14 protein-coding genes are annotated in these 22,840 nt (G+C 66.1%); 9 read left to right on the plus strand and 5 right to left on the minus strand.

The genetic code is table 11. The annotated features are described in order from the left end of the window. Positions 1–123: 123 nt before the first annotated feature. Entirely contained in the window at positions 124–5,490 is a 5,367-nt protein-coding gene (locus llg_RS09410; RefSeq protein WP_338289603.1) for a LamG-like jellyroll fold domain-containing protein, read from the minus strand. Between the two features lie 224 nt (positions 5,491–5,714). Further along, entirely contained in the window at positions 5,715–11,114 is a 5,400-nt protein-coding gene (locus tag llg_RS09415; protein ID WP_338289604.1) for a LamG-like jellyroll fold domain-containing protein, read from the minus strand. 284 nt (positions 11,115–11,398) lie between these two features. Here llg_RS09415 and llg_RS09420 point away from each other — a divergent pair, with 284 nt between their 5' ends. The 7 genes from llg_RS09420 to llg_RS09450 all read left to right on the plus strand — a co-directional run bounded on the left by llg_RS09420 (position 11,399) and on the right by llg_RS09450 (position 16,873). Further along, entirely contained in the window at positions 11,399–12,487 is a 1,089-nt protein-coding gene (locus llg_RS09420) for a LacI family DNA-binding transcriptional regulator (RefSeq protein WP_338289605.1), read from the plus strand. 48 nt (positions 12,488–12,535) lie between these two features. Then, positions 12,536–12,964, plus strand: coding sequence for a hypothetical protein (locus llg_RS09425; protein ID WP_338289606.1), 429 nt, complete (start codon positions 12,536–12,538; stop codon positions 12,962–12,964). A gap of 14 nt (positions 12,965–12,978) precedes the next feature. Beyond that, a complete protein-coding gene (locus llg_RS09430) occupies positions 12,979–13,953 on the plus strand; it encodes a glycosyltransferase (RefSeq protein ID WP_338289607.1) in 975 nt (324 codons plus the stop codon). A gap of 48 nt (positions 13,954–14,001) precedes the next feature. Further along, positions 14,002–14,577 (plus strand): DUF1080 domain-containing protein, encoded by a 576-nt coding sequence (locus llg_RS09435; protein ID WP_338289608.1) that lies wholly within the window; start codon positions 14,002–14,004, stop codon positions 14,575–14,577. 184 nt (positions 14,578–14,761) lie between these two features. Beyond that, complete coding sequence (locus tag llg_RS09440) at positions 14,762–15,061, plus strand: hypothetical protein (protein WP_338289609.1); 300 nt, start codon at positions 14,762–14,764, stop codon at positions 15,059–15,061. A gap of 59 nt (positions 15,062–15,120) precedes the next feature. After that, positions 15,121–15,987 carry a DUF692 domain-containing protein gene (locus llg_RS09445; protein ID WP_338289610.1) on the plus strand — a complete coding sequence of 289 codons (867 nt, stop codon included), beginning with the start codon at positions 15,121–15,123 and terminating at the stop codon, positions 15,985–15,987. Beyond that, the gene (locus llg_RS09450; protein WP_338289611.1) at positions 15,974–16,873 is read left to right on the plus strand and encodes a DNA-binding domain-containing protein; all 900 of its coding nucleotides are present in this window, start codon (positions 15,974–15,976) and stop codon (positions 16,871–16,873) included. Before llg_RS09445 ends, llg_RS09450 begins: the two co-directional genes overlap by 14 nt. 120 nt (positions 16,874–16,993) lie before the next feature. Here llg_RS09450 and llg_RS09455 read toward each other — a convergent pair whose 3' ends face one another. Beyond that, positions 16,994–18,469 carry a class I SAM-dependent methyltransferase gene (locus llg_RS09455; RefSeq protein WP_338289612.1) on the minus strand — a complete coding sequence of 492 codons (1,476 nt, stop codon included), beginning with the start codon at positions 18,467–18,469 and terminating at the stop codon, positions 16,994–16,996. A gap of 95 nt (positions 18,470–18,564) precedes the next feature. Here llg_RS09455 and llg_RS09460 point away from each other — a divergent pair, with 95 nt between their 5' ends. Beyond that, the gene (locus llg_RS09460) at positions 18,565–19,137 is read left to right on the plus strand and encodes a hypothetical protein (protein WP_338289613.1); all 573 of its coding nucleotides are present in this window, start codon (positions 18,565–18,567) and stop codon (positions 19,135–19,137) included. 4 nt (positions 19,138–19,141) lie between these two features. Beyond that, positions 19,142–19,423 (plus strand): hypothetical protein, encoded by a 282-nt coding sequence (locus llg_RS09465; protein WP_338289614.1) that lies wholly within the window; start codon positions 19,142–19,144, stop codon positions 19,421–19,423. 19 nt (positions 19,424–19,442) lie between these two features. On the opposite strand, the gene llg_RS09470 is transcribed toward llg_RS09465, so the two are convergent. Both llg_RS09470 and llg_RS09475 read right to left on the minus strand, forming a co-directional pair. Beyond that, positions 19,443–20,186 (minus strand): fused MFS/spermidine synthase, encoded by a 744-nt coding sequence (locus tag llg_RS09470; protein ID WP_338289615.1) that lies wholly within the window; start codon positions 20,184–20,186, stop codon positions 19,443–19,445. A gap of 63 nt (positions 20,187–20,249) precedes the next feature. Then, positions 20,250–22,778 (minus strand): alpha-N-acetylglucosaminidase, encoded by a 2,529-nt coding sequence (locus llg_RS09475; protein ID WP_338289617.1) that lies wholly within the window; start codon positions 22,776–22,778, stop codon positions 20,250–20,252. Positions 22,779–22,840: the final 62 nt, after the last annotated feature.

Consider the following 22,840-nt stretch of genomic DNA (forward strand, 5'->3'; position numbering starts at 1 on the left):
TGCTTTGGTTTGTGGGTTTTTCAAACCTTGGACACCGCTGCCTGAAAGGATGATATCGAAATAAGCGGCGAGATAGAAGGAAACGAAAGATGTGTATTCGTTTCCTCCCCCGCCATGCGGAACTCAGGGTTCCGCCACCTTGAAGCGGAAGAACTTCTTCGAGACGCCCGGGTCGAGCGGGATTTCCTCCTGGGTGTCGGTGTTTTTGTAGACGCCGGTGTTCTGCGGGACGTCCCAGGTGTTCCAAGTGAGCAGGTCGTCGCTGCTTTCGATCCGGTAGGTGCGGTAGGCCTTGCGGAGGAACTTCAGCTTCCCGGCCTTGGCGTCCACCGTGGCCTGCCAGTTGCCGTTCGGGGTGAGCGGCGAACTGCCGAGCAGATACTCCTGGTAGTTCGTCAGCCCGTCGCCGTCCGGGTCCTGGTCTTTCCCGCCCAGCGGGTTGCCGGGGGAGAAAAACTGGCCGCGCCAGGTGTCGTAGAGCGGGTGGTTCGGCAGCTCGGACTGGATCCACTCGGTGACCAGGTTGATGGCGTCCTGATCGAGGACGTTGGACGCCAGCGGGGGCATGCGGCTGTAGTTGTTCGTCACCGCCATGCGGCTGAGCACCGCGGAGTGCGGGGTGTCCGCCGGGACGATGAGTTCGTCGCCGGTGTTCTGGGGCACGGAAACGACGCCGTGAATGAGGCCGGTTTCCTCGAGCGTGAGCTTGGCGCGTCCGTCCCACGAGGGGCCGGCCCCACCGGCCTGGTGGCAATACGAGCAGTTCACGTCGAAGTAGGACCGCACGCGGGTTTCCACCGGTACGCTGGTGTCGGTGAGGGCGGGGTGGCGCGGCAGCGCTGCCGGGGAGCCGGGGCTGTTGTTGAGGTAGCCGTAGAGCTCCAGCAGGCTGAGCTGGTTGCCGGTGGTGCCGCCCATGGTGACGGTGCGGTTGAGCTGGCGGGTGTTGAAGGAAAGCGCGTTGCCATTGAGCGAGGTGTGGCAGCTCATGCACTGCGAGCGACCCGGGATGCGCCACTGCTGGGTGGTCGGCACGCCGTTGACGGTGACGGTCAACGGGAAATCCGCGCCGCCGTCATCGACCAGCGTGGCCTCGGTCTGGGCATCGTTCCAGCGGTAGCTCACGCCGTAGGCACCGGTGGAGTTCTTCACCAGCACGCGGGTCTCAAGGCGTTTCTTGGTCGCGGGGTTGCCGCGTTCCATTTCCATGTCGAAGTGCTTCACCCAGATCTGGCCGGCGGGGTAGGTCCACGCGCCGTCCTTCGACCACGTCATTTTGCTGCTGCCATCCGGGATCGAGAACCAGCGCTGCTTCACTGCGTGGTCGCTCCAGAAGGTGAGGTTCGGCGTGTAGGGAACCAGGCCCGGGGAGGGGGACAGGTCGGTGAGATCCGCGAACAAACCGGTGGCGCTGAGGGTGCCCGGGAAGCTGTCGGTCGGAGTGGAGGACGCGATGCGCATGATGCGGCCGCCGAAGTAATCGGACACCAGCACGTCGCCGTTCGAGGGATCGGTTCCGAAGTTCGAGAGGAATGCCTGGCCGCCGATGCGGGTCACCGTGACCGCTCCGCCCACCGCGTTTCCGGCGCGGGTGAGCGACCAGATGTTTCCGGAAACCTGGTCACCGAAAATGTAGGAACCCTTCAGGCTTGGGATGCGGTCGCCATGGTAAACCACACCGCCGATGATCGAGTTGCCCTTGTAATTGGAATCACCCGCCAGCGCGGCGTGGTTGTATTCCCAGATCGGATCGATCGAGGTGTAGTTCGCGGGCTTGGTCGGCCAACCGGCGTTGGTCACGGCGATGTCGTGCAGGCCCTCGCGGAAGACCCAGCCGTAGTTGCCGCCTTTGACGATAAGGTCGAGCTCCTCGTATTTGTCCTGTCCCACGTCGCCGAGCCAGATCTCGCCATTGGTGTCGAATGAAAACCGCCACGGGCTGCGCAGGCCGACGGCGAAGAACTCGGTGCGGACCGCCGCGGGATCGACCGTCTGGCCGAGGAACGAGGTGGCTCCCACCCACGGGTTGTCGGCGGGCACGGAGTAGCGGGCCACACCGTTGTCCCGCGGCACGGAAGCGTGGACGTTCGGATCAAGGTTGCCTGCCTTCTTGTCCACATCGATGCGGAACAGGCCGGAGAAGAAGTCCTTGTTGATCCGCTGGCTGTTGAGTCGCGTGTCGTTCGGGTTCTCCTCGTCGCCCACCGACCAATACAGGTAGCCGTCCGGGCCGAAATGCAGGTCGCCGCCGTTGTGGTTGGGGCCTTCGTCATACTGCTCGATGAGGATCAACTCCGAGGCCGGATCCGCCACCGGAGCCGCGGCGTTGATCTGGTTCTGCGGCATCGTGAAGCGTGAGACCCGCTCGTAGAACCCGGAGCTGCCCGCCTTGGTCGCCGAGTAGGCGATGTAAAAGTAGCCGTTGGTGGCGTAGTTCGGATGGAAGGCCAGGCCGAGCAGGCCGCACTCGCCGTTCGCTCCACCGGTGATGGTTTCCGCCGGGGTACGGGCCGGAGTGGCGATGGCGGTGGGTAGGTTCAGCACCACCGAGGAAGTGGCCGTGGCCGCGGTGACATCCGGAATCACCTTCAAGAGGCCACCGATCTCGCAAACGAAGAGCCGCTTGGTGTCACCCGGCGGTGTGACGAAGCACAGCGCCTTGGTGAAGGTGAGGCCGGGGAAGGCATTCACCACCGAGATCGAGGTTTCCGGCGGATCCTGCGGCATGGTGAGGTTCGGATTCGCGAAGCGTCCCGCGGTGGAAATGTTCACGGTGACCGTGGCAGCGGATGAGGTGCCGCCGACGCCCGACGCGCGGTAGGTGAAGGTGACGGGATTGGTCGAGGCACCCGCGTGGGTGTAGAGGATCTTGCCATTCTTCACCACGGCGGTGCCAGTGGCGGGGGCTTGGACGATTTCCAGGGTGGTGTCGATCGGTCCGCCGGTGTCGTTGGCGAGCACGTCGACGAGCACCTTTTGCCCGGGGGCGATCGTCACCGAATCGGCGACCGCCACCGGCGGCGGAAACACGGCGGCGGCTCCAGCGGTGTAGGCCGCCGTCACTTCGCGCGCACTGATGGCGCGGTCATACATCCGCAGGTCGTTGATCGAGATGTTCGAGTTGTTGTCCGCGGTCCACATCGAGCGGCCGATCCAGTTGTTCACGTCGGCCATGTCGGTGAGGCGGTAGGCGAGGTCCGCCGAACCCTGGAGCACCGCGTTGCGGTACCACTTCACCCGGCAGCCCGCGGCCCCGTATGCACCCACGCCATCGTCCACGGTCATCACGATGTGGTATTCGGTGCCGGCGGTGGTGGTGGTGGAAAGGTCGGTATCGACCGTGGTGGCGTTCGCGCCGCCGATCAGGCTCTCCAGTCGGTGGCTACCCAGCACCGCGTTCTTTTCGAGAGAGAGAAGCAGGTTGTCGTAGGATTGGGTGGCGCCCGGCGCGGTGCCGTCATCGAGGAGTTCGCCAGTGGCCGCGCCGGTGCCGTGGGTCAGGTTCGTGCGGCCGAAGTCGAAGATACGCTGCCAGGTTTTAGAGGACACCGGGGTCACCCAGGCTTCCCAAGTCTGGCTCGGGTTCGAGGAGATCAGGCCGTTCGGCAGATCGAGGTAGGCGGAGATGTTGGCGGCGGTCTGGTTGCCGGTGGTGGTGCCGGGGAGCACGATCTGGCCGTTGGACAAGGTCGCGCCGTTGCCGCGCAGGGTGGCTACCGTGCCCTTGCCGGCGGCGGCGAAAGGGGTGCCGGAGGCCACGTTGCCATTGGCCCCGTTGAAGTCCCAGCGGTTCACGGGAACCGGCGCGGCGACGGGAGGCTCGGGCGGGCCGGTCGAGGGATCGGCTCCCGCGTTGTAACTCGCCAGGATCTCGGAGGCGGAGATCGCGCGGTTGTAGATGCGCAGTTCGTTCAGGGCGAGGTTCGAGTTCGAGTCGCCCGTGTATTGGGAGCGGCCGATCCAGTTGTTCACGTCCTGCATCTGGCTGAGATGGAATGCCAGGCTCAGCGTGTTCTGGAGCACGCCGTTGCGATACCAGCGGGCCTGGCAACCGGAGGCGCCGTAGGTCCCCACGCCATCCTCGACCACCAGCACGTAGTGATACTCGGTGCCCGCGGTGGTGGCGGCGGCGGAGTCGGTGAAGATCGCCTCGCCGTTGTTGATCTGGCCTTCCAGGCGGTGGGTGCCCAGGTTGGCCGCCACGTTGAGCGACAGCACGAGGTTGTCGTAGCCCGCGCTTGCTCCAGGTGCCGCGCCGCTGTCGTTGATCTCCCCGGCCACCGCGTCGGGGCCGTTGGTGAGGTTGCCGCGTCCGAAATCGAAGAGTCGCTGGTAGGCTTTGGATGAAAGCGGCGTGGCCCAGGCCTCGAAGGTGACGCTCGGATGCGCGGACACGATGCCGTTCGGCAGGTCGAGGTAGGCCGAGATGGTGGAGGCGGACTGGTTGCCGGTGGTGTTGCCGGGGAGCGTCACGGCGCTGCCGGTGAGCGTCGCGCCATTGCCCTTCAGGAGCATCGGCGTGCCGCCGATGCTGTCGGTGAAGGTTTGACCGGCCACGGCTTCGGAGTTGGCCGCGGTGGTGAATGTCCACAGGTGGTCCGGGGTGGGAGGTGCCGTGGGATTGGCGAGTTGGTCCGGGCCCGCGGATGCGTGGGTATTGATCTCCGCTTGGGTCAGCACGTGGTTGTAGAGCCGGACCTCGTTGTAGGACGCGTTCGCGTTGTCGTCCGTCGTGTAAAGCGAGCGTCCCAGCCAGTTGTTCACGTCCTCGACCTGCGAGAGGTGGAACGCGACATCCTTCGTGGCGACCTGCGTGCCATTCCGATACCAGGTGATCCGGCCGCCGGAGGAGCCGTAGGTGCCCACCCCGTCCTCGAAGGTGAAGACGTAGTAGTATTCGGTGTTCGCGGTGGTCGCCAGGGTCGAGTCGATGTAGTTCGCCGTGCCGCCGTCGAGGCGGGCCTCCATCCGCTGCTGGTTCAGGCTGGTGCCGACGGCGAACGAGACCAGCAGGCTGTCGGACGAAGTGGTGGCGCCGGGCGTGGCACCGTTGCCAGTGACATCGATGATCTCGCCCGCGGCTCCACCGCCGTATCCCGCTCCCGTGACGCGTCCGAAATCGAACAGACGCGAGTAGTTTTTCGCCGAGTGCGGCGTGGCCCAGATTTCCACGCTGAGATTGGTCTTCGAGGAAATGATCCCGTTCGGCAGGTCGATGTAGCCGGAGATGAATCCGCCGGAGCGGTTGCCGGTGGTGGTGCCGGTCAATTTCACCGCGGTGCCGGTGAAGGTCGAGCCGTTGCCGCGGAGGGTGGCATTGGCACCGGAAATGCTGTCAGCCACGGTGGTGCCCGCGGTGATGTTGCCGGCGGCGTTGTTGAACGACCAGCGGTTCACGAGGTCGGCATGGAGGGGCAGGGTGCCGAGGCACGCTACCGCCAACACGCCACCGAACCGGAGGCGGGGTGCAAGGATCGAGGAGGGGTACATGGGTTTGAACGCGGCGGACGGGGCTCGCCGTTTGATCCGTCGGGTGCCGGACCGGGTAATGCGGGTTTAAACGGGAATCCCGCCGGGCATTGCTGCCACGGCGGGATTCGCCGAGAGTGCATGACTTTAAGGTGGTTCCGCCGGGTCGCTTGTATGTTTTGGTCGAACATGTGGCGGAACCCGTCATGCAGCGGAGCGGCGTTTGTAATGCCGCGCCATGGGTTTCAGCGCCGGATCAGGATCCGGTAGAAGCGCCGGGGCTCACCTGCGTTGACCGGCGCATCGAAATCCATAGCCGCGCCGGTGCCGGCCTGCACCGCGCCGATGGTGGTCCAGGTGCCGCCCGTCAGGCTGGTCGTGGATTGCAGTTCGTAGGTGTGGTCGGCGGCGGTGGTGGCGACCGTCAGCCGGTGGGTTGCGCCGACCTTGGCGAATGCCGGGGTCTTCAACTCCGTCGCCGTGAAGGCCGAGGTGGGCGGCAGCGAAATCGCCGACACCGAAGCGGAATACAGGGCCGCAACCTGGCTGGCGGAGAGCGCGCGGTTGTAGATCCGCAGGTCGTCGACCGACCCGTTCAGATACGGATCCGCGGCGAACTGAGAGCGGCCGATGTAGTTCTGCGTCGTGTTCCCGAGGCTGGAGGGCGTCAGCGTCATCGCGGTGTTGGTGCCGACCGCCACGCCATTGACATAGAGCGTCCCGGTGGTGCCGGAAAGGGTCACCGCCACGTGGGTCCAGGCCCCGGTGGGAAGCGCGGCGCTGCCGTTGATGATCTGCTCACCGGTGGAGGGCGTGCGGATCGCGAAGCGCACCGTGCCACTGGTATTGCTGTGGCGCGGGGTGAGGAAAAGGTAGTTCGTCGTGCCCGAGCCGAAGTCGAACACACGTGACCAGGTCGAGAGGCTGTTGACCTTCACCCAGGTGGCGATGGTGAAGTTCGAATACCCCGCCATCACGCCGGTGGGCAGGCTCGCATATTGGCTGCTGCCGCTCAGGTTGACCGCATTGTTGAACTTGCCGGCGCTGAAGGTGGCTCCGCCCGCCACGGTGCCGTTCCAACCATTGCCGGAGGAATCCGCCGCCACGGTGCCCGAGGTTTCGTCAAAACGCAGCAACACGCCGGGCGGTGGTTCCGCGGCAGTGGCGCTCACTTCGGCGGTGACCGCGCTCTCGACGGTGTCGTTGAGCGAGGAGACGACGTAGTAGTAAACCGTGCCCGGCACCGCGGTGGTGTCGGCGTAAGCGATCTGCGGCCAATCCGTCACGATCTCGGTGTAGGGGCCGCCGCTGGTGGTGGAGCGCTTGACCGAGTAACCGGTCGCACCGTTCGCGGTGTTCCAGCCGAGGTCGATCTCCGCGGGCATTCCGGCGGCGGTGAGGTTCGCGGGTGGCAGCAGCGGCAGGTTCACCGCCAGTTCGGTGGAGCCCGCGCTTTCGCCCGTCACGTTGCTGGCGGCGACCACGTAGTAGTAGGTGATGCCATCGGCGAGGCCCGTGTCCGTGAACCCCAGCCCGGTGGTGCGGACGATGGTGGTGTAGGGGCCGCCGCTGGTGGTGCTCCGTTTCAAGGCGTAGCCGGTGGCGCCCGAGACCGAATTCCAGCTCAGCGCGATCTGCCCGCTGGTCGCGGTGGCGGCGAGGTTCTGCGGCACCGGCAGCGGGGTTTGGAACACCGCGAGCTCGGCGGGGCTGAGGGCGCGGCTGTAAACGTGGAAGTCATCCACCGCGCCGTTGATCGTGGGATCGGCGGCGAACTGGGAATCGCCGATGAAGTTCAGGTTGGTGTTGCCGAGGTCGGAGGGCTTCAAGGTCAGCGCCGTGTTGGTGCCCACCGAGGTGCCGTTGATGTAGAGCGTGCCGGTGTTGCCGGAGCGGGTGACTGCCACATGGACCCACGAGCCGGTCGGCAGCGCCGCGGTGCCGTCGATGACCTGCTCCGCGACGGATGGCGTGCGGATCGCGAACCGCAGCTTGCCGTTGGCTCCGTTCTGCGGGCAGAGGAACATGTAGTTGGTGGTGCCCGTGCCGAAATCGAACAGGCGCGCCCAGTTGGCGTTGCTGGTGAGATTGACCCACGTGCAGATCGTGAAATCGCCGAGATTCTGTGCCACGCCGCCGGGCAGGTTCACCGACTGGGACGAAGCGCTGGCGAGTTGCACCGCGTTGCCGATGGTGCCGGTGGTCCAGGCGGGCGTGTTGACCAGCGTGCCGTTCCAGCCGTTGCCGGTGGAATCCGCGGCGGTGGTGCCGGTGGTTTCATCGAAGCGGAGGTGCACCAGCAGGTCCGAGGGCTGCGCGGAGCCCTCGGTTGAAACCCCGCTCTCGCCGGAGACGTTCACGGCGATGACCACGTAGTAGTAGGTCGTGCCCGCGGTGAGGCCGGTGTCGGTATAGGTCGTGGTCGTCAGGCCGGAGGCGACCGTGGTGTAGGGGCCGCCAGTGGCGGCGGCGCGTTTCACCGTGTAGGTGGTGGCGTCCGAGGAGGCGCTCCACGTCAGCTTCACCGCGCTGTTGGAAATGGGCGTGGCGCTGAATCCTCCGGGTACGCCGGGCAGCGGTGGGATCGCGGTCGCGGAGGCGGCGGGCGAGTTGCTCCCATCGCCGCCATTGTTCGCGGCACTGATGACGTAGTAGTAGGTGGTGCCGGTGGTCAGGCCGGTGTCGGTGAAGGTGGTGCCGCTCACCAGCGCCGCGATCGTCATGTAGGGGCCGCCGCTGGTGGTGGCGCGTTTCACCGTGTAGCTGGTGGCGCCGCTCACCGCCGGCCACGAGAGCGCGATCGAGTTTCCGATCTGCGCGGTGGCGGTCAGGCTGGTCGGAGCGCCGGGCACGGCCGGAGCGGCGGTGCCGGTGGCCAGCGTGTAGAGGTCACCGGTGGAAACGGCTCCGCGGTAGAGGCGGAAGTCGTCGATCTTCCCGTTCAGCAGCGGATCGGGATACTGCGACTTACCGAGGTAGTTCCGCGAGGTGGTGCCGCCGATCTGGTAGGGCTGGAAGGCCATGCCGTTGTTCACCCCCACCGCCACGCCATTGATGAAGAGCGTGCCAACCCGGCCCGCCATCCGCACCGCGACGTGTGTCCACTGGCCGGTGGGCAGCGCGGAGGGGGCGCTGATGTGCTGCTCGTTGTAGCCATAGACCGTGCCGGTGGTGAACCGCGCCACGCCGCTGCCCGCCTTGGTGGTGAGGAACAGGTAGCGCCCGTTCGAATCGCCGAAGTCGAAGAGCCGCGTCCAGGTGTTGTTCGCGTTCAGGTAGACCCACGCCGCGACGGTGAAGTCGGAGAGATCGGAGATCGATCCGGCGGGCAGGGTGGCGTAGGCGTCGGTGCCGTTCAGCGAAAGCGCATTGCCGGTCTTGCCCGCGGCGAAGGTCGCGCCGCCCGCCAGCGTGGCCGGGTGGGAGTTGCCGCTCGCATCCGCGGCGGTGGTGCCGCTGGTTTCATCGAAGTTCAGGCGGGTGTGGAAGGTCGCGGTCGGATTGGCCTGGATGGCGCTGGACAGCAGTTCGCTGGAGGGCAGGACCGCGCCGACCTTGTAGTAGTAGGTGCCCGCGCCGATTCCAGCATCGGTGTAGGTGGTCAGGCCGGTGAGGTTGGTGGCGATGGCGGTGAAGCCGCTGGTCGGGCTGGTGGAGCGGTAGACGTTGTAGCCCGTGGCACCCGTAGAACCCCACCAGTTGATCGACACCGCCTCCGGACGCTCGCCGATGATGGTGACCTTCGGTGATGCCGCCGCCACGGGATCACGGGAGAAGGTCAGCGTGCCGAAACCGAGTTGGTCGCCGTTGCCGCCATCGCCTTCCGGCTGCATCGCGGAGACCATGCTGCCGCACCACGGAGCGGCGAGCCCCTGGCGATTCACGTAGTGGTTGTAAACGAGCGCGAAGCCCGGGCGCATGCTGCCCCGTCCGGCCCACGAGACCGCGGTCTGGACCTGCCACGAACCGGATTGGCCGGTGCCCCAGGCATAGGGCCAGAACGGCACGTCCTGCCACAGGTTGTATTTCGCGACATACTCGGTGCCCGCCAAAATACGATTGTTGCCGTAGCTGTAGAAATCGAGGCCCTGGTTCCACGCCATCTCGCAGATCGGTCCCGCCAGCGCGACGCCGAAGGTGGTGTGCCCCTGGTCGCGGCCGGACTCCTGCCACTGACCGAGGTTGCCCGGGTGGATGTAGTAGACCGCCTTGTCGATCGCGCCGTTGCCGCCGCCCTTGTAGAAGTAATCGACCGCCTCGTTGTAGAGGTCCTGGCGGTCGCAGAACACGCCGATGGCCAGCACCGAGGCGATGTTGCACAGGTCCCAGTTCGCCCAATAGTTCGTGATCGCCGCCGAGTTGTGGTTCACGAGGAAATCGTGATTCATCGGATAGAAGACGTTCAGAAGCAGGGTCTGGAACTTCGTCACGTCCGCGGCCGCCCATCCGGGATAGGTGCGCATGATCTCGCCCACGTTCGCCCATTGGTAGCCGTAGATCCCGGAAGCGAGGAAGCGGTCCGAATTGCCGGTGAGGCCGGTCATCGTGTTCGACCACGCGTTGAGGAACACCACGGCCTGGTCGGCGTAGGCGGTGTCGCCGGAGACCTTCCAGCGCAGCGCCAGTTGGTAGGCTCGCGCGATGTCGATGTACATCTGCGCGAAGTTCTGACCGGTGCCGCCACGGATCACCGTTTGCAGCGGACGCGGCGCGGTGCCGAGCTGGGCGCGGCCGCTGGAGGTCAGCGCGCCCCAGCCGGAGGTCCACGGTTGTGCGCCCGCCGCGACCTTGGTGCGCATCCGCTCGAAGTCGGCATCGGTGTGCAGCAGGCCGGGGTGGACGAAGGTTCCCGGTGTGGGAGCCGTGTAAGTGGTCATGTCCACCAGGAAGGCACGCTCGCCGGACTGGGTGGTCACGGCGTTGCTGCCGTAGCCGTTCGCGCCGGAGGTGTAGGCCGTGCCGCCCGCGTAGGGGTTGCCACCGCTCGCCGCGCCGCGGATGCCGAGCATTTCGAAGTAATCGCCGGTGGTGCCGAAATCGAAGCCGTAGACGGTGTTCGGCGCGAGCACGATGGGCGCGCCAAGGGTGAAGGTGAGATAGGTGCCCGGGCCGTTGGCAGTGCCGCCCTGGCCGGGATTGCCGCTGCCCCCGCAGGCCGCGGTTTCCTGGGTGAAGGGCACAAACACCGAGCCATCGATGCGGCCGACGCGCAGGCGCAGCGCGGAGCCGGTGTCATTGAGATCGTAGCCGCCGATGTTTCCGCCGGAGGCGGTGTTGTTGGTGTAGCCCTGCATCCGCACGGTGACGGACGTGAGCAGGTAGCCACTGGCATTCGAGCCGGTGGTGAAGGTCTGACCCTGGACGGGACGGTTGCCGGCGACGTAGGTGGTGCCGTCGTTGGTGGCGCCGTTGTCGGAGCCGCCGTTGGCGTTCACGCCGGAGCCGCCGACGTTGTCGGCATCGAAGGTGGCGCCGGTCCAGCTGCTGATGGCGGCGGCCCCGCCGGTGGGCGCGGAAGTGCCGAAGGTCAGCGTGCCGGCGTTCAGCGCGGTGGCCGAGGAAACCAGGCAGGCCAGTAGGACGGCGCGCAGGGACGCACGGGGTGGTCCGCCGGGACAGGCGGATGATTGGGCAAGGGTTTTCATGGGTTCGGGCGGCCCCGGCCCGTGCCGGATCCCGTGGACCGGGTTCAGGAGGGCAAGGAGCTAGCCTATTTGCTACCTTCTGAAGTGCGCGGCTCCAAACGCCCAAAAGCTGATGCGGATCAGTCGCTTACGGTTTCTGGAAGAGTGTGGCTCATGTCGGATCGCTACAAGGATGAGACCGATGCATACAAGCGCTCCCGCCGCTTTCGGGTAGGATTCGAAACGGCCCCTTTCAACCACCCGCCTCATTGGCGGAAAGGAGCCGTCGCATGCACCCACCGGCCATGAACCATCCACTGCCGCACAACCGGATCACCCAGAAAGACGTGGCGCAGGCCCTCCGGCTTGCCCAATCCACCGTCTCGATGGCCTTGCGGGGCGATCCGTCGATCCCCGTCCAGACCCGCGAGGAGGTGCGCCATGCCGCGCTGGCCATGGGTTACCGGCCGAATCCCACCGGAGCCGCGCTCGCCCATTTCCGCGCCTCGTCCCGCCACCAGCCGGTCCAGGCCGCGCTGGCGTGGCTGAATTGCTGGGACGATCCCGCGCGGCTCCGAGGCTACCGTGAGTTCGACTGCTACTGGGAAGGGGCCTCCAAGGCCGCCCACGGGCTCGGGTACCGGCTGGAGGAGTTCGTCGTGAACCGGGAGCTGACCCTCGAGCGTTTCGGAGAAATCCTCCACGCGCGCAATATCAACGGGATCCTGCTGCCTCCGGGGCCGACTCCGCCGGGCTGGGAGCGCTTCGATTGGAGCGGGTTCTCCGTCGTCCGCCTCAGCCAACCCGGCCGCAAGTGCGATCTGGAGGCCTGTGCCGTCGCCGGTGACCAGACGCGCAATGGCATGCTGGCCTTCGATTCGATGCAGAAGCTCGGCTACTCCCGCATCGGCTACTGTGGCCTCCACTGGCAGGATCGCCTGTTCTGCGCCGGGTTCCTTTGGGGCCAGCAGCAGACGGAAGGGGAGGACCGCATTCCGCCGCTCCTCCTCTCCAGCGAGCAGCGTGCCGAATGGGATTCCCGGCTGGAAACCTGGCTGGAGGAGTGCCGCCCGGACGCGATCCTCACCGACCTTCCCGAAATGCCCGCCATGCTCGCGGACGCGGGTCTCCGGGTTCCCCAGGACATCGGCCTCGCCGCCATGGGCACGCTCGATTGTCCCATCGATGCCGGCATCCACCAGAATCCCCACGAGATCGGCCGCACCGCGGTGATGATGCTCGCCTCGCTCATCAACGACCGCATCCATGGCGTCCCGCTCATCCGTCAGACGCTCCTGATCGGCGGGAGTTGGGTGAATGGCTCGTCCTTGCCGGAAAAGCGGACGGCCATCAGCCGCGGACTCTCCGTGGTACCGATCGCGGCCGCGGTTTGAGCCGGTCCGGGCGTGCCTTTCCCGCGGGCACGTGCTGGAATCCGCGCGATGAACCGCCTCGCGCTCGCCCTGCTGATCCTGTCTGCCGTGTTCTACGGCGTGTTCATGGTCGTGCGGGTCGACGGCGAGGACCGCGGCTGGAGCGCCTGGGTGGAGGTGGCGGACCATCTTTCCTCCGGCGATTGGCAAACCGAAGAGGCCCGGAGCCACGATAACCTTCTGATGGGCGGTTTCGTCGTGACCTCGTTCCTGGCGGTCGGCGGACCGCTCCTTTTCCCGCTCGCCCGTCGGTCCCGGGCCTGCTGGTGGGTGATGATGACCTTGGCCTCCTGCGCCACCGTCACCACCGGCCTGCTGCTCTATTTCACCATCGTGGACGAGTATCCCGCTGGCTTGTGGTGGCTCGGTGCCGCCTTGTTCGCCCATCTCGGGGGCCTGGTGTGCGTGCGCGGAACTCGGAAGGAGCTGCCCGCGTGAAGGTCTCCATTCTCATGTCGTTTCACAACGCGGAGGCCACGCTGCGGGAAACCATGGCCAGCTTGCTCGGCCAGACGTTCCGGGAATGGGAGCTGATCGCCGTGGACGATGGCTCCACCGATGCCTCCGCCGCGGTGGTGGCCTCGTTCGCCGATCCGCGGGTCCGGCTGCTCCAGCCCCCGGGCCGCGGCCTTGTCCCGGCGCTCAACCACGGCGCCGCCGCGGTCGGCGGCGACTGGATCGTGCGGATGGATGCCGATGACATCTGCCATCCGGAGCGGATCGAGAAGCTGCTCGCATTCGCGGATACTCGCCCGGATCTCGACGTCGTCGCCAGCCAGGTGACCGTGCTGGATCCGCTGGGAGACGGGCTGGTGCGCTTCGTGGAGTGGGCGAACCAATTGCTCGACCACGACGCGATCTCGCGCGGCCGTTTCATCGAGAGCCCGATCGTGCAACCCAGCGCCATGATCCGGCGTTCCACCTTCGAAGACATCGGCGGCTACCAAGATCCCATCTGGGCGGAGGATCATGACCTCTGGCTGCGCCTGCTGGAAAGCGGCGTGCGTTTCGGCAAGGTCGCCGAGCCGCTGCTCCAGTGGCGGGATTCCTGGACCCGCCTCACCCGCACCCATCCCCGCTACGGGGACGATGCCCGCTCCCGCATGCGCGCCCGCTACCTCTCCCGCCTGCCCGGGGTGGGGGAACACGGCATCGTCGTCGCCGGGGCCGGGCCGATCGGCAAGCTACTCGCCCGTCATCTGCTGGACGAGGGGGTCACCCTCCGCGGCTTCTTCGACGTCCATCCCCGCCGCATCGGCGAGCGGATCCATGGCGCGGAGGTGGCGGACAACACCCGGCTCGGCAGCCTCTGGCGGGACGGGGTGCTCATCTCCGCCGTCGGCGTGCCGGGCGGGCGGCAGCAGGTGCTCGATCTGGCCCTCGGTCGCGGTTACCAGGAGGGCGGGGATTTCTGGAGCGTGTGCTGATCGCGGGAGGTTGAAATGTCGGCCCTGCCGGCGGAGTATCACGGAATCGTGAAATCCTTTGTCCTCCACTGTCTCGCCGGTGCCGCCTGTGTGTCCTCCGCCTTTTCCGAGCCGCTTTTCAACGGCAAGGACCTCACCGGTTGGAAACCGGATGGCGCGGACGTCTGGACCTTCGCCGACAGCGTCCTCACCGGTCAGAGCAACAGCAAGAAACAGGGCTCCGTCCTGTGGTCCACGGAGAAGTTCAAGGACTTCACCCTCGACCTCGATTTCCGTTTCTCCGGCGACGTCGATTCCGGCGTGTTTCTGCGCACGCCGAATGACCAGATCCAGATCGGCACCTCGCGCTCGCTGAAGCGGGACATGACCGGCTCGCCCTACATCGGCACCACCGGCAAATACGCCGTGGAGGCCCACGACGTGAAAGGCAACCTCAAGGAAGGGGAATGGAACCACTTTCGCATCACCGCCAAGGGCAGCCATTACACCGTCGAGTTGAACGGCAAGCAGGTGCTCGACTACTCCTCCGACACCGCCGCCAAGGAGGGCGGCATCGGCCTCCAGGTCCACCCGGGCGTGGACATGAAAATCGAGTTCCGGAACGTCGATCTGGTGAAGGGCTGAGTCCCGTCACCCCGCCCTTGCGGAAATAGTGGCGTTCCGCGCGGGCGTTGATAGGGTCATCAGTACCGGGTCCATAGGAATTGTGGAATAATCCGCCCGCATGTCGTCTCTTCATCGTGATGACCGCGGCGGCGTTGTTTGCGCCCGGCATCCGAACCACCATACCAAAACGAACCGAAATCCCATGAAACCGACCCAATCCCTCATCGCCGCCGCCATCGCCGGTGTCTTCGCCGCCGGTGCCGTGTCCTCCCACGCCGTCCAGATCGACTCCCCGGTGAACGCCGAGAAGGAAGGCTGCCCCGGCAAGGATGGCTGCAAGGGCAAAGACAAGGACAAGGAAAAGAAGGAAGAGAAGAAGGAAGGCCAGATCGTCGCCGAGGCCGACAAGGACAAGGAGAAGGAAAAGGACAAGTGCTCCGGCAAGTGCAGCGGCAAGGACGGCTGCAAGGGCAAGGAGAAGAAGGAAGGCCAGATCCTCTGATTTCCCATTCCGGTGGCGTGGGGCGGCTCCGTCCCCGCCACCGGTTTCCTTTCCTTCCCATGGCTGGCTCCCGTTTCACCGGAGGTGTGTCCCTTGGCACGGGCATCGGCCTGCGGGTGCCCCATTACCGCCACATCCTCGCCGAGAAGCCGGCGGTGGATTGGTTCGAGATCATTTCGGAAAACTACATGGTGGACGGCGGCCGCCCGCTCGAGGTGCTGGACCGCATCCTGGAGCAATACCGCGTCGTCCAACACGGTGTGGGCCTGTATCCGGGCAATGCCAACGGCCTGGATTTCGACCACCTGCGCCGTCTCAAGCGCCTGGTGAAACGCACCGGCACCCCGTGGCTTTCCGACCACCTGTGCTGGGGCAGCGTGGATGGCAGCATGAGCCATGACCTGCTGCCGCTGCCCTTTACCTTCGAGTCCGTCCGCAAGACCGCCGAGAATCTCCGCATCGCCCAGGACTTCCTGGAGGTGCCGCTGGCGGTGGAGAATGTCAGCTCCTATGCGGAGTTCCATGACGACGAGATGACCGAGTGGGAATTCCTCGCCGAGGTGGTGGAAGCCGCCGACATCGGCATCCTGCTCGACGTGAACAACATCTACGTCTCGTCCTTCAACCATGGGTTCGATCCCATGGACTACGTCAATTTCGTGCCGCCGGAGCGGGTCGCGCAGATCCACATCGCCGGGCACTCGAAATACGAACGCTTCATCATCGACACCCACGACCACGCGGTGGTCGATCCGGTGTGGCACATCTACGCCCGCGCCATCGAGCGCTGCGGTTCCGTGGCCACGCTCCTCGAGTGGGACGCGCGCATTCCTTCGTTCGAGGAAGTCTGGACCGAGGCGAAGAAGTCGGAGCAATGGCGCACCACTGCGGGCAATCCTGATTCCGGAGACCATGTCGCGGCTTGAGCATCTCCAGCGCGAGTTCTTCGCCTCGCTCCAGTTTCCGCTGCGCGGGCCCAGCCGCACGCTCACCGACCTGCCGCCCACCGATGCGCCGCATGCCGGGGAGTTCCTCGCCATCGCGGACGAGATCATCAAACCCGGGCCGCAGCTATCCTCCGGCGAGCGCTTGGAGCTTTACCACCGCCAATACTGGTATCGCCTGCTCGATTCCATCGGTGAGGATTTCCCGATTCTCATCCGCATGCTCGGTCAGGAGCGGTTTTGGAGCCTGATCGAGGACTACCTGCTCGTGCGTCCGTCCCGCAGTTTCACCCTCCGCCACCTTGGCGAGGGCCTGCCGGGATTCGTTGCGGATTGGGACAAGGCCACCGAGGCCGAGCGCCCGTGGCTGTATGCCATCGCGCGCATGGAATACGCTCACATGGAGGTCTTCGAGCGCGGCGAATGCCGACCGGTCCTGCCCGAGGAACTCGCCACTTGCGTGCTCGTGCTCCAGCCGCACGTCGTCCGTCTCAGCCTGCCTGTGCCCGCGGACCTGTGCGTGGAGTGGGAATCCTTCACGCCGCTGCCCTTGGAGCCGGTCGAACTCGCCGTCTGGCGTTCGGCCCACAGTCAACCCGCGCAGGCGCGGCTCCATCCCATCGAGGCGATCCTGCTCGATCGCCTCGCCGCGGGCGGGACCTTGGGGGAGATTTTCGAGCAACCGGTCGAACCCGCGCCCACCGCCGAGCAGGTGTCCGAATGGTTCGGGGCTTGGCACCAGCGCGGCTGGATCGCCGTGAAACCGGCCACGGAAGAGGTGGTGCCATTCGTTCGCGCGCTCGATGAAAGCGGCGACCTCGGCGAGGGCGTGGACAAGATGGGCTCGCAGAGCCGGGCGATGGAGTAGCGCGAGGCTCCTGCCAAGTAGCGCGAAGCTTGGCTTCGCGTGCAGGGTGGAGCGGTTTTGCGGATGGGGCGGGCGCGGTTCGAATCGGGCCGCCACAAGGACGTCGAGCGAAGCTCAGCGCTACTTCACGAACAATCCCCGCGCCGCCAGGTGCGCCAGCCATGCTCGCACGTCCAGACGTGGATGGTCCACATGGGCCAGCGCCGCCAGTTCCTCCACCGTGCGCGTGCCGTCCATCGCGCGGACCACCGTGCGACGGGAATCGGGCACGGTGCAGGGGGCATGGTAGATGTCCACCAGCGCTTGCTGCCGTTGCACCGCGAGCTGCCGCAGCGTGTCGAACTTCGGCGTCCGTGGGATGCTGCCATCGAACCGCACTGGCTCGATCCGCAGCTCGATCAGCTTCTGCCGCGCGGCGTCCATCACCAGCCGTGCGATCGGCGGCAGGCTCACGGTCGGGTCGAACTGGGCGGCCGGGATTGCCGCCACCCGTTCCAGAATCTCCTGCATCGGCACGGCTTCCGGAGAGGTTGCCGCGAGCGCGGAAAAGAACGCCACCGCCAGCGGGTGCTCGAATTGTCCCTGCTCCTTGCCCTCGTGGTCCACCAGTCGTCCGCCCTGCGGCGTCCGCTCGAAGGTGTGCAGGCCGCGCACCGCGAAATGCAGCGCCGTGGCCGTGGTCAGGCGGGTGTCCACCGGCGCGTCCGCGCGACATAGCAGCGAACTGCGGAAGGTCCGGTTGGTGAGCACGTCGATCGTCTGCTGGAGCATCAACGGATCGCCCGCCAGCGGTGCCAGCGCCTCGGCCGCGCCGGGAGGCAGCGACAGCGGGAAGTTCGCATGCAGCTCGGATTCCCCGAGGTAGCGCAGCCCGGCGGCATGCGTGTGCGAGATGAACCCGGTGAACGTCACCGGGTGGTTCACCGGCCCGAAATCGTCGAAGGCGAGGATGTCCGCGCTTTTCGCGAACATGTCGTGCAGCACGCTGTTGAGCTGGACCGCATCCGGCGAATCGCCCGCCGGGATGGTGGCGAGGTAGGCGAGGATGCCCGCCGGGTCCTGCCCGATGGTGCCAGCCACCGGCCGGGCCGCGAGCTGTCGCACCAGATCCACGACCGTCTGACGCTGCTTCCAGCCGGGCAGGGTGTTGTAGCTGATCGTCGCGATGCCTTCCGCCGTCAGATGCCGCGCGCAGAAGTCCACCAGCGCCTGGCGGATGTCCGCGGGCACCCACGAATAAAACCCGTGGGCCAGGATGAAATCGAAGCCGTCCTCGCCGGGATCGTAGTTCCGGAGATCCGCTTCATGGAACTCGATGTTTTCGATGCCCGCCAGTCTCGCCGTCTCGCGGGCCTGTTGGATCGCGGCAGGGGAGAAATCGATGCCGATGAATTGGCTGTCCGGCCAGCGCTGGGCCAGCGGCAGCAGGTTGTGGCCGCTGGAGCAGCCGATTTCCAGGATCCGCGCGCAGGAGGGCGGCGGCACGGTCAGCCCCGCCAGCTTCGCCGCCACCGCGGTCGTCGCCGGATCGCACGCCGGATGGCTCATCGCCGGGTATGAATGGGATTGGTAGAGATCGAGGACCGTGTCTGACATTGCCGTGCGGTCATAGGAACCGCTGCGGCACCGGATGGCACGGAAAATGCGCATGCTTGAATGTCGTGTCCCTGCTCGTCAGTAAATGTCTCCACATGATCCGTCGCTTCAACCAAGCGCTGGCGTTCCGGTCGCTGTGGGCGTTCTTCCTGTCCTTGGCGGGCTACGCCATGGCCGCTGGATTCGTGTGGCTGTTCCTCCTGCTGATGGGGGACACCCTGCACGTCCAGAACTGGTGGCTGCCCGCGGGCATCGTCGGCTTCTGGGGCGTGGTCACGTCCTCGGGCTGGCGGCGCTGGCGGTCCGGCCTGTCCTACTACGGAGCCGTGGACGCGCTGGGCTTCCTTGATCTGGATGAGTCCCATGGTGGTGCCCTGCTGGTCCAGAACCGTTCCGCGCAGGTCACCGGCATCGCCTATGCGCTCTCGCAGGTCTTCCTCTCCGGTCCGCTTCAGGCCCTGAAGGCCGTGTCCCTGCTCCGCGCCCGGTTGCCGGAGGACGTCCTCACCGAGGAACGCCTGAAGGACCTCCTCGAAGGCATCCGCGCCAAGGGTTCGTGGCACTCCATCGACACCTGGGCTGGCCGCGAAGGCGATGTCTCGGCGCTGATCCGCATGGGGATGGTCGAATTCAGCTCGACCAAAGGCCGCCTGCGGGCCAGTCCCTAGCGGCATGGAGTTGTCCGGGAATTGGAAACGCTGGCTGGCCCTGGTGGTGATCGTGGGCGCGTTTGCCGCGTTCAAGGGCTTCGTGCCGCCGCACCCGGTTCACCGCGGCTGGATTCATGCGCTCCTCGCGTTCATGGGCGGTGCCGTGTCCGCGACCGTGATCGATCATTGGGTCGGCAATCTCGATCGCTCGAACCTGCGCTGGGCCTATGTGGTGTTTGGCGTGCTGTTGATGGCCTTTGGCAGCCTCTGCCTCCATGCCTCAAAGGGGGGAGGGGTGCAGTAGGCCTCGGTGGCGATGCGTCTCACAGCTTCCGAACCCGCAGGATATCCCACAGCGCGCGATCCCTTCTTTGCGGAAACAAATCCTCCCACTGCCGCAGCGACCGTGCCGAAAGCACGTCGTCCCCTGCCACCAGCGTTTCATTGAGGCTTTGCGGCGTGGTCACGCTGCGCACCACCGGAAACGATTCCGCCAGCACGCGGCGCGAGTGCGATTGCATCAGCCGATGGCCCGCCCCCGTCACCAGATTGGCCGCCAACAGGCCGCCGGGTGCCACTGCGTCGCGCAAGGTATCGAGATGGCGGCTGTTCCACGCGTGCGGGCGGAACACGTCGGTCTTCCCCGCGAGATAGACGTCGTCGATCACCACATCGAAACGGCGCTTGTTCGTCCGCAGCCACTCGTAGGCGTCGCCGAGGTGGATCTCGATGCGGGTGGCATCCAGCTCCATGTGCTCGCGTGCCAGCTCCACGATGCCGGGATCGATGTCCACCGCTACCAGTTCCACCTGCGGCAGCAGGTGCCGGAGGATGCGGAACGCGGTTCCACCGGCGAGACCGAGCATCAGCACCGAGCGAGGCGGACCCTCCGGGCGCAGCAGCGCGGCCGCGGCCAGGTTGTCCCACGCCAGGCCGGTGAGAAGCCGGTCGCGCTGCCACCACGCGTGGATCGCCCCGGCCACCCTGAACTCCACCTGATGCTCCGATTTCCAGACTTCCACGCGCTGGAACGCGGTATCCACGGTGGCGATCTTCGAAAGGGGCATGCGGGCGGTTAGACGGTCCCCCTCATTAACTCCATCCCGGCCTTCCGGAGAAGAACAATCCCTTCACTCGCCCCACGTGATCTCCCCGGCGCTGTCCGTTCCAGCCATCGTCTCCACGCGGGCGATCACCACCAGTTTCCGTGCGGTGCGGGCGGAGGCGGGAACCGCGAGGGTGAAGCGGTTGGCGCGGTTCTCAAGGCCGGTCCAGCCTTCGTGCGTGTCCTGGCCGATGACCTTGCCATCCGCTTCGAGCGCCACCTCCTCGATGCGCAGGGCGTTCTGGCCGGACTTGTAGGAAAAGGTCACCGCCAGTTCGCCGCCCTTCACCGCCAAAGCGGGCACGGCGAGGGACAACCTCGCGTGGTTGCCGCCGCGGAAGTCGGCGGGTTTCCACGCCGGACCATCGAGCTCCACCCGTGGCAGAGGATCGATCGCGAGGATCGCCGCACCGTATTTCTGGAGCAATCGGCGTGACACCTCCACCGTGTCGCCCTTCGGTCGTGCGGCCAGGGTGGTCTTGCCCGAGTTGACCCACTCGGTTTCGAACTTCCCGCGCTCGCGGTTGTAGGTCGCCATGTCCGGGCGCTTGCCCGCGGCGAGCGCCATTTCCGTGGCATCGAGGAACATCTTCCAGCGTGGCAGGTAATACTCGCCCAGCAGCCCGTTCCACTCGCGATTGGCGTAGTCGGCCAGATCCGTCTGCGGGTTCTCCACCCAGGTGGTGACGATCATGCGCGCGATCCGGTCCATGTAGGCGGCGTCGGCCGGGGTCTTGCCCCACTTGCGGGCATCCGCCACCCACGCGCCCATCAGCCAGTCGGCGCGGGTGCCGGTCAGTTCGTCGAGGTCGGCGATGAGTCCGAGCAGGATCTCCTTGTTGCGTTTGAACGCGGGCAGGTCGTTCGCTTCCACCGCCGCCAGAAGGCGGTCGTAGATCGAGCGGGAGTAGTTGGTCAGCGTCTGGCGGCTGACGTCGGCGAGATCGTAGCGGTAGGTGTCCTTCCCGCCGAGTTCGGGCGCGGCCTTGAGCAGCGTGTTCCAGGCCTTCGCCAACTCGCGGTTGTCATAGGCCACCTTCGATCCCGGCGACCACGTGCGGCCGCGCAGGTTCGCGTCCCAGCGCGGGCGGGCGGTGAGGATCGAATTGATCGGGGATTCCGCGGGCTTGGTTGCGTAGGCCGTGGCGAGGATGCCTTTCCACGCTTCCTCGGCGGAACTACTGCGGACGCCGTAGCGGGCATGGAGGTAGAGGTTCACCCACGCGGTGGTGTCCGCGGGCGCGCCGCGCCAGGCCATCTCCGTCATGAGTTCATACATCAGTGGATTGGTGTGCGATCCCTCCGGAACCAGCGCCGTGCCGCTCAGGTTTTTCCGCGCCGGGTCGGCCAGGGTGCCGCCGAAGTCCGTGGCCAGCTTCGCCGGGTTCCCCTCCAGCGCCAGGTTGCCGCCGAAGTTGAACAGGAAGCACCACGTCCACGGCGTGCCGTCGTAGCCATTGGCCTTCCGCCAGAACGGGCGGTAGTCGCAGTTCAGGTCGAGGGCCAGCGATTGGTCCTTCTTCCCGGCGTCGAACATCTCCTTGTTCGAGGTCTGCCAGCACTGCTTCACCAGCGTGATCTTCGGGTCGAAGGCCAGCATCGCGTCCTGGATCTGCTTGTAGACCGTGCCGCGGTCCATGCCCTTCGAACTGCCGCCCTCGTGGAAGGGGTCGGCGGCGAGAAACGATGCGTCGCCGTAGATCTTCCGCTGCTCCTCCATGAAGGTCCGCGCGATCTTCGCGTAGAGCGGGTCGCTGGGGTCGAGCATGTCCGGGCGACGGTTGCCCCCGGCCCAGGTGCCCTGCGGGAAAATTTTCGCTTCCGGATGCTTCTTCGTGAAACCGGACGGCAGCATGCCGTAGTAGCCCTGGAGGATCGGCTGGATGCCGAGCTCCCGGCAGCGTGCCACGATGTGCTGGCCGGTCCTGGTGCGGGCGTCGATGACGGCCTGTGGCGGGGAAAGCACGCCCTCCATGTTCTGCATGAACTGCCATGGCTGGTGCACCGGCGAGCACAGCCACTGGCGCACCTCTTCCCGCGAATAGCCGAATTTCTCGAACGTGTTCTGCCACACCGCCTCCTGGCCCTCGGTGACGAGGATCAGGTTGAGGCCGTGCAACGCCAGCCAGTCCAGCTCGCGGTCCCACTGTGCCTCGTCCCAGAAGGGCATCGTGTAGCCGTGGGTGCAGTAGTTGTAGGCCATGCGGTGGACCACCGGCGAAACCACGCGGACCTTCTCCGGCACCGCGGGTAGTCCGGCGGGCACGGCGAGGTTGTCGCCGTTCCACGACACATGCGCGTGGCAGTAGTCCTTCAGGTAGTGGTAGAACGCCGAGGCCTGCGCCACGCCGGTATTGCCACGCAGGACGATCCGCCCGTCCTTCGCCTCGATCTCGTAGGCGTCCCTGCCATCCGCCGCCGGGATCGTTTCCACCGTGATCTTCCCGGCCTGCGCCGGAGCGTAGCGGGTGATCAGCCCGCGCACCGCGGAATCCGGTTCGGCGAACGAGGACAGCGACAGGGCGAGCAGGCAGAGGAAGGAACGGAGCGGCATGACAAAAAGGGCTTCCTCTTATTCCACCGAAATCCACTTCCTGACAGTAAATCCCGGCCCGG

It is taken from the genome of Luteolibacter sp. LG18, from assembly GCF_036322585.1.
In the GTDB taxonomy this organism is placed as follows: Bacteria; Verrucomicrobiota; Verrucomicrobiia; order Verrucomicrobiales; family Akkermansiaceae; genus Luteolibacter.

What these genes read in the sequence shown, in the direction of transcription:
- llg_RS09410 (WP_338289603.1), bottom strand. Translation starts at nt 5,490, where the DNA reads ATGTACCCCTCCTCGATCCTTGCACCCCGCCTCCGGTTCGGTGGCGTG.
- llg_RS09415 (WP_338289604.1), bottom strand. Translation starts at nt 11,114, where the DNA reads ATGAAAACCCTTGCCCAATCATCCGCCTGTCCCGGCGGACCACCCCGT.
- llg_RS09420 (WP_338289605.1), top strand. Translation starts at nt 11,399, where the DNA reads ATGAACCATCCACTGCCGCACAACCGGATCACCCAGAAAGACGTGGCG.
- llg_RS09425 (WP_338289606.1), top strand. Translation starts at nt 12,536, where the DNA reads ATGAACCGCCTCGCGCTCGCCCTGCTGATCCTGTCTGCCGTGTTCTAC.
- llg_RS09430 (WP_338289607.1), top strand. Translation starts at nt 12,979, where the DNA reads ATGTCGTTTCACAACGCGGAGGCCACGCTGCGGGAAACCATGGCCAGC.
- llg_RS09440 (WP_338289609.1), top strand. Translation starts at nt 14,762, where the DNA reads ATGAAACCGACCCAATCCCTCATCGCCGCCGCCATCGCCGGTGTCTTC.
- llg_RS09445 (WP_338289610.1), top strand. Translation starts at nt 15,121, where the DNA reads ATGGCTGGCTCCCGTTTCACCGGAGGTGTGTCCCTTGGCACGGGCATC.
- llg_RS09450 (WP_338289611.1), top strand. Translation starts at nt 15,974, where the DNA reads ATGTCGCGGCTTGAGCATCTCCAGCGCGAGTTCTTCGCCTCGCTCCAG.
- llg_RS09455 (WP_338289612.1), bottom strand. Translation starts at nt 18,469, where the DNA reads ATGTCAGACACGGTCCTCGATCTCTACCAATCCCATTCATACCCGGCG.
- llg_RS09460 (WP_338289613.1), top strand. Translation starts at nt 18,565, where the DNA reads ATGATCCGTCGCTTCAACCAAGCGCTGGCGTTCCGGTCGCTGTGGGCG.
- llg_RS09465 (WP_338289614.1), top strand. Translation starts at nt 19,142, where the DNA reads ATGGAGTTGTCCGGGAATTGGAAACGCTGGCTGGCCCTGGTGGTGATC.
- llg_RS09470 (WP_338289615.1), bottom strand. Translation starts at nt 20,186, where the DNA reads ATGCCCCTTTCGAAGATCGCCACCGTGGATACCGCGTTCCAGCGCGTG.
- llg_RS09475 (WP_338289617.1), bottom strand. Translation starts at nt 22,778, where the DNA reads ATGCCGCTCCGTTCCTTCCTCTGCCTGCTCGCCCTGTCGCTGTCCTCG.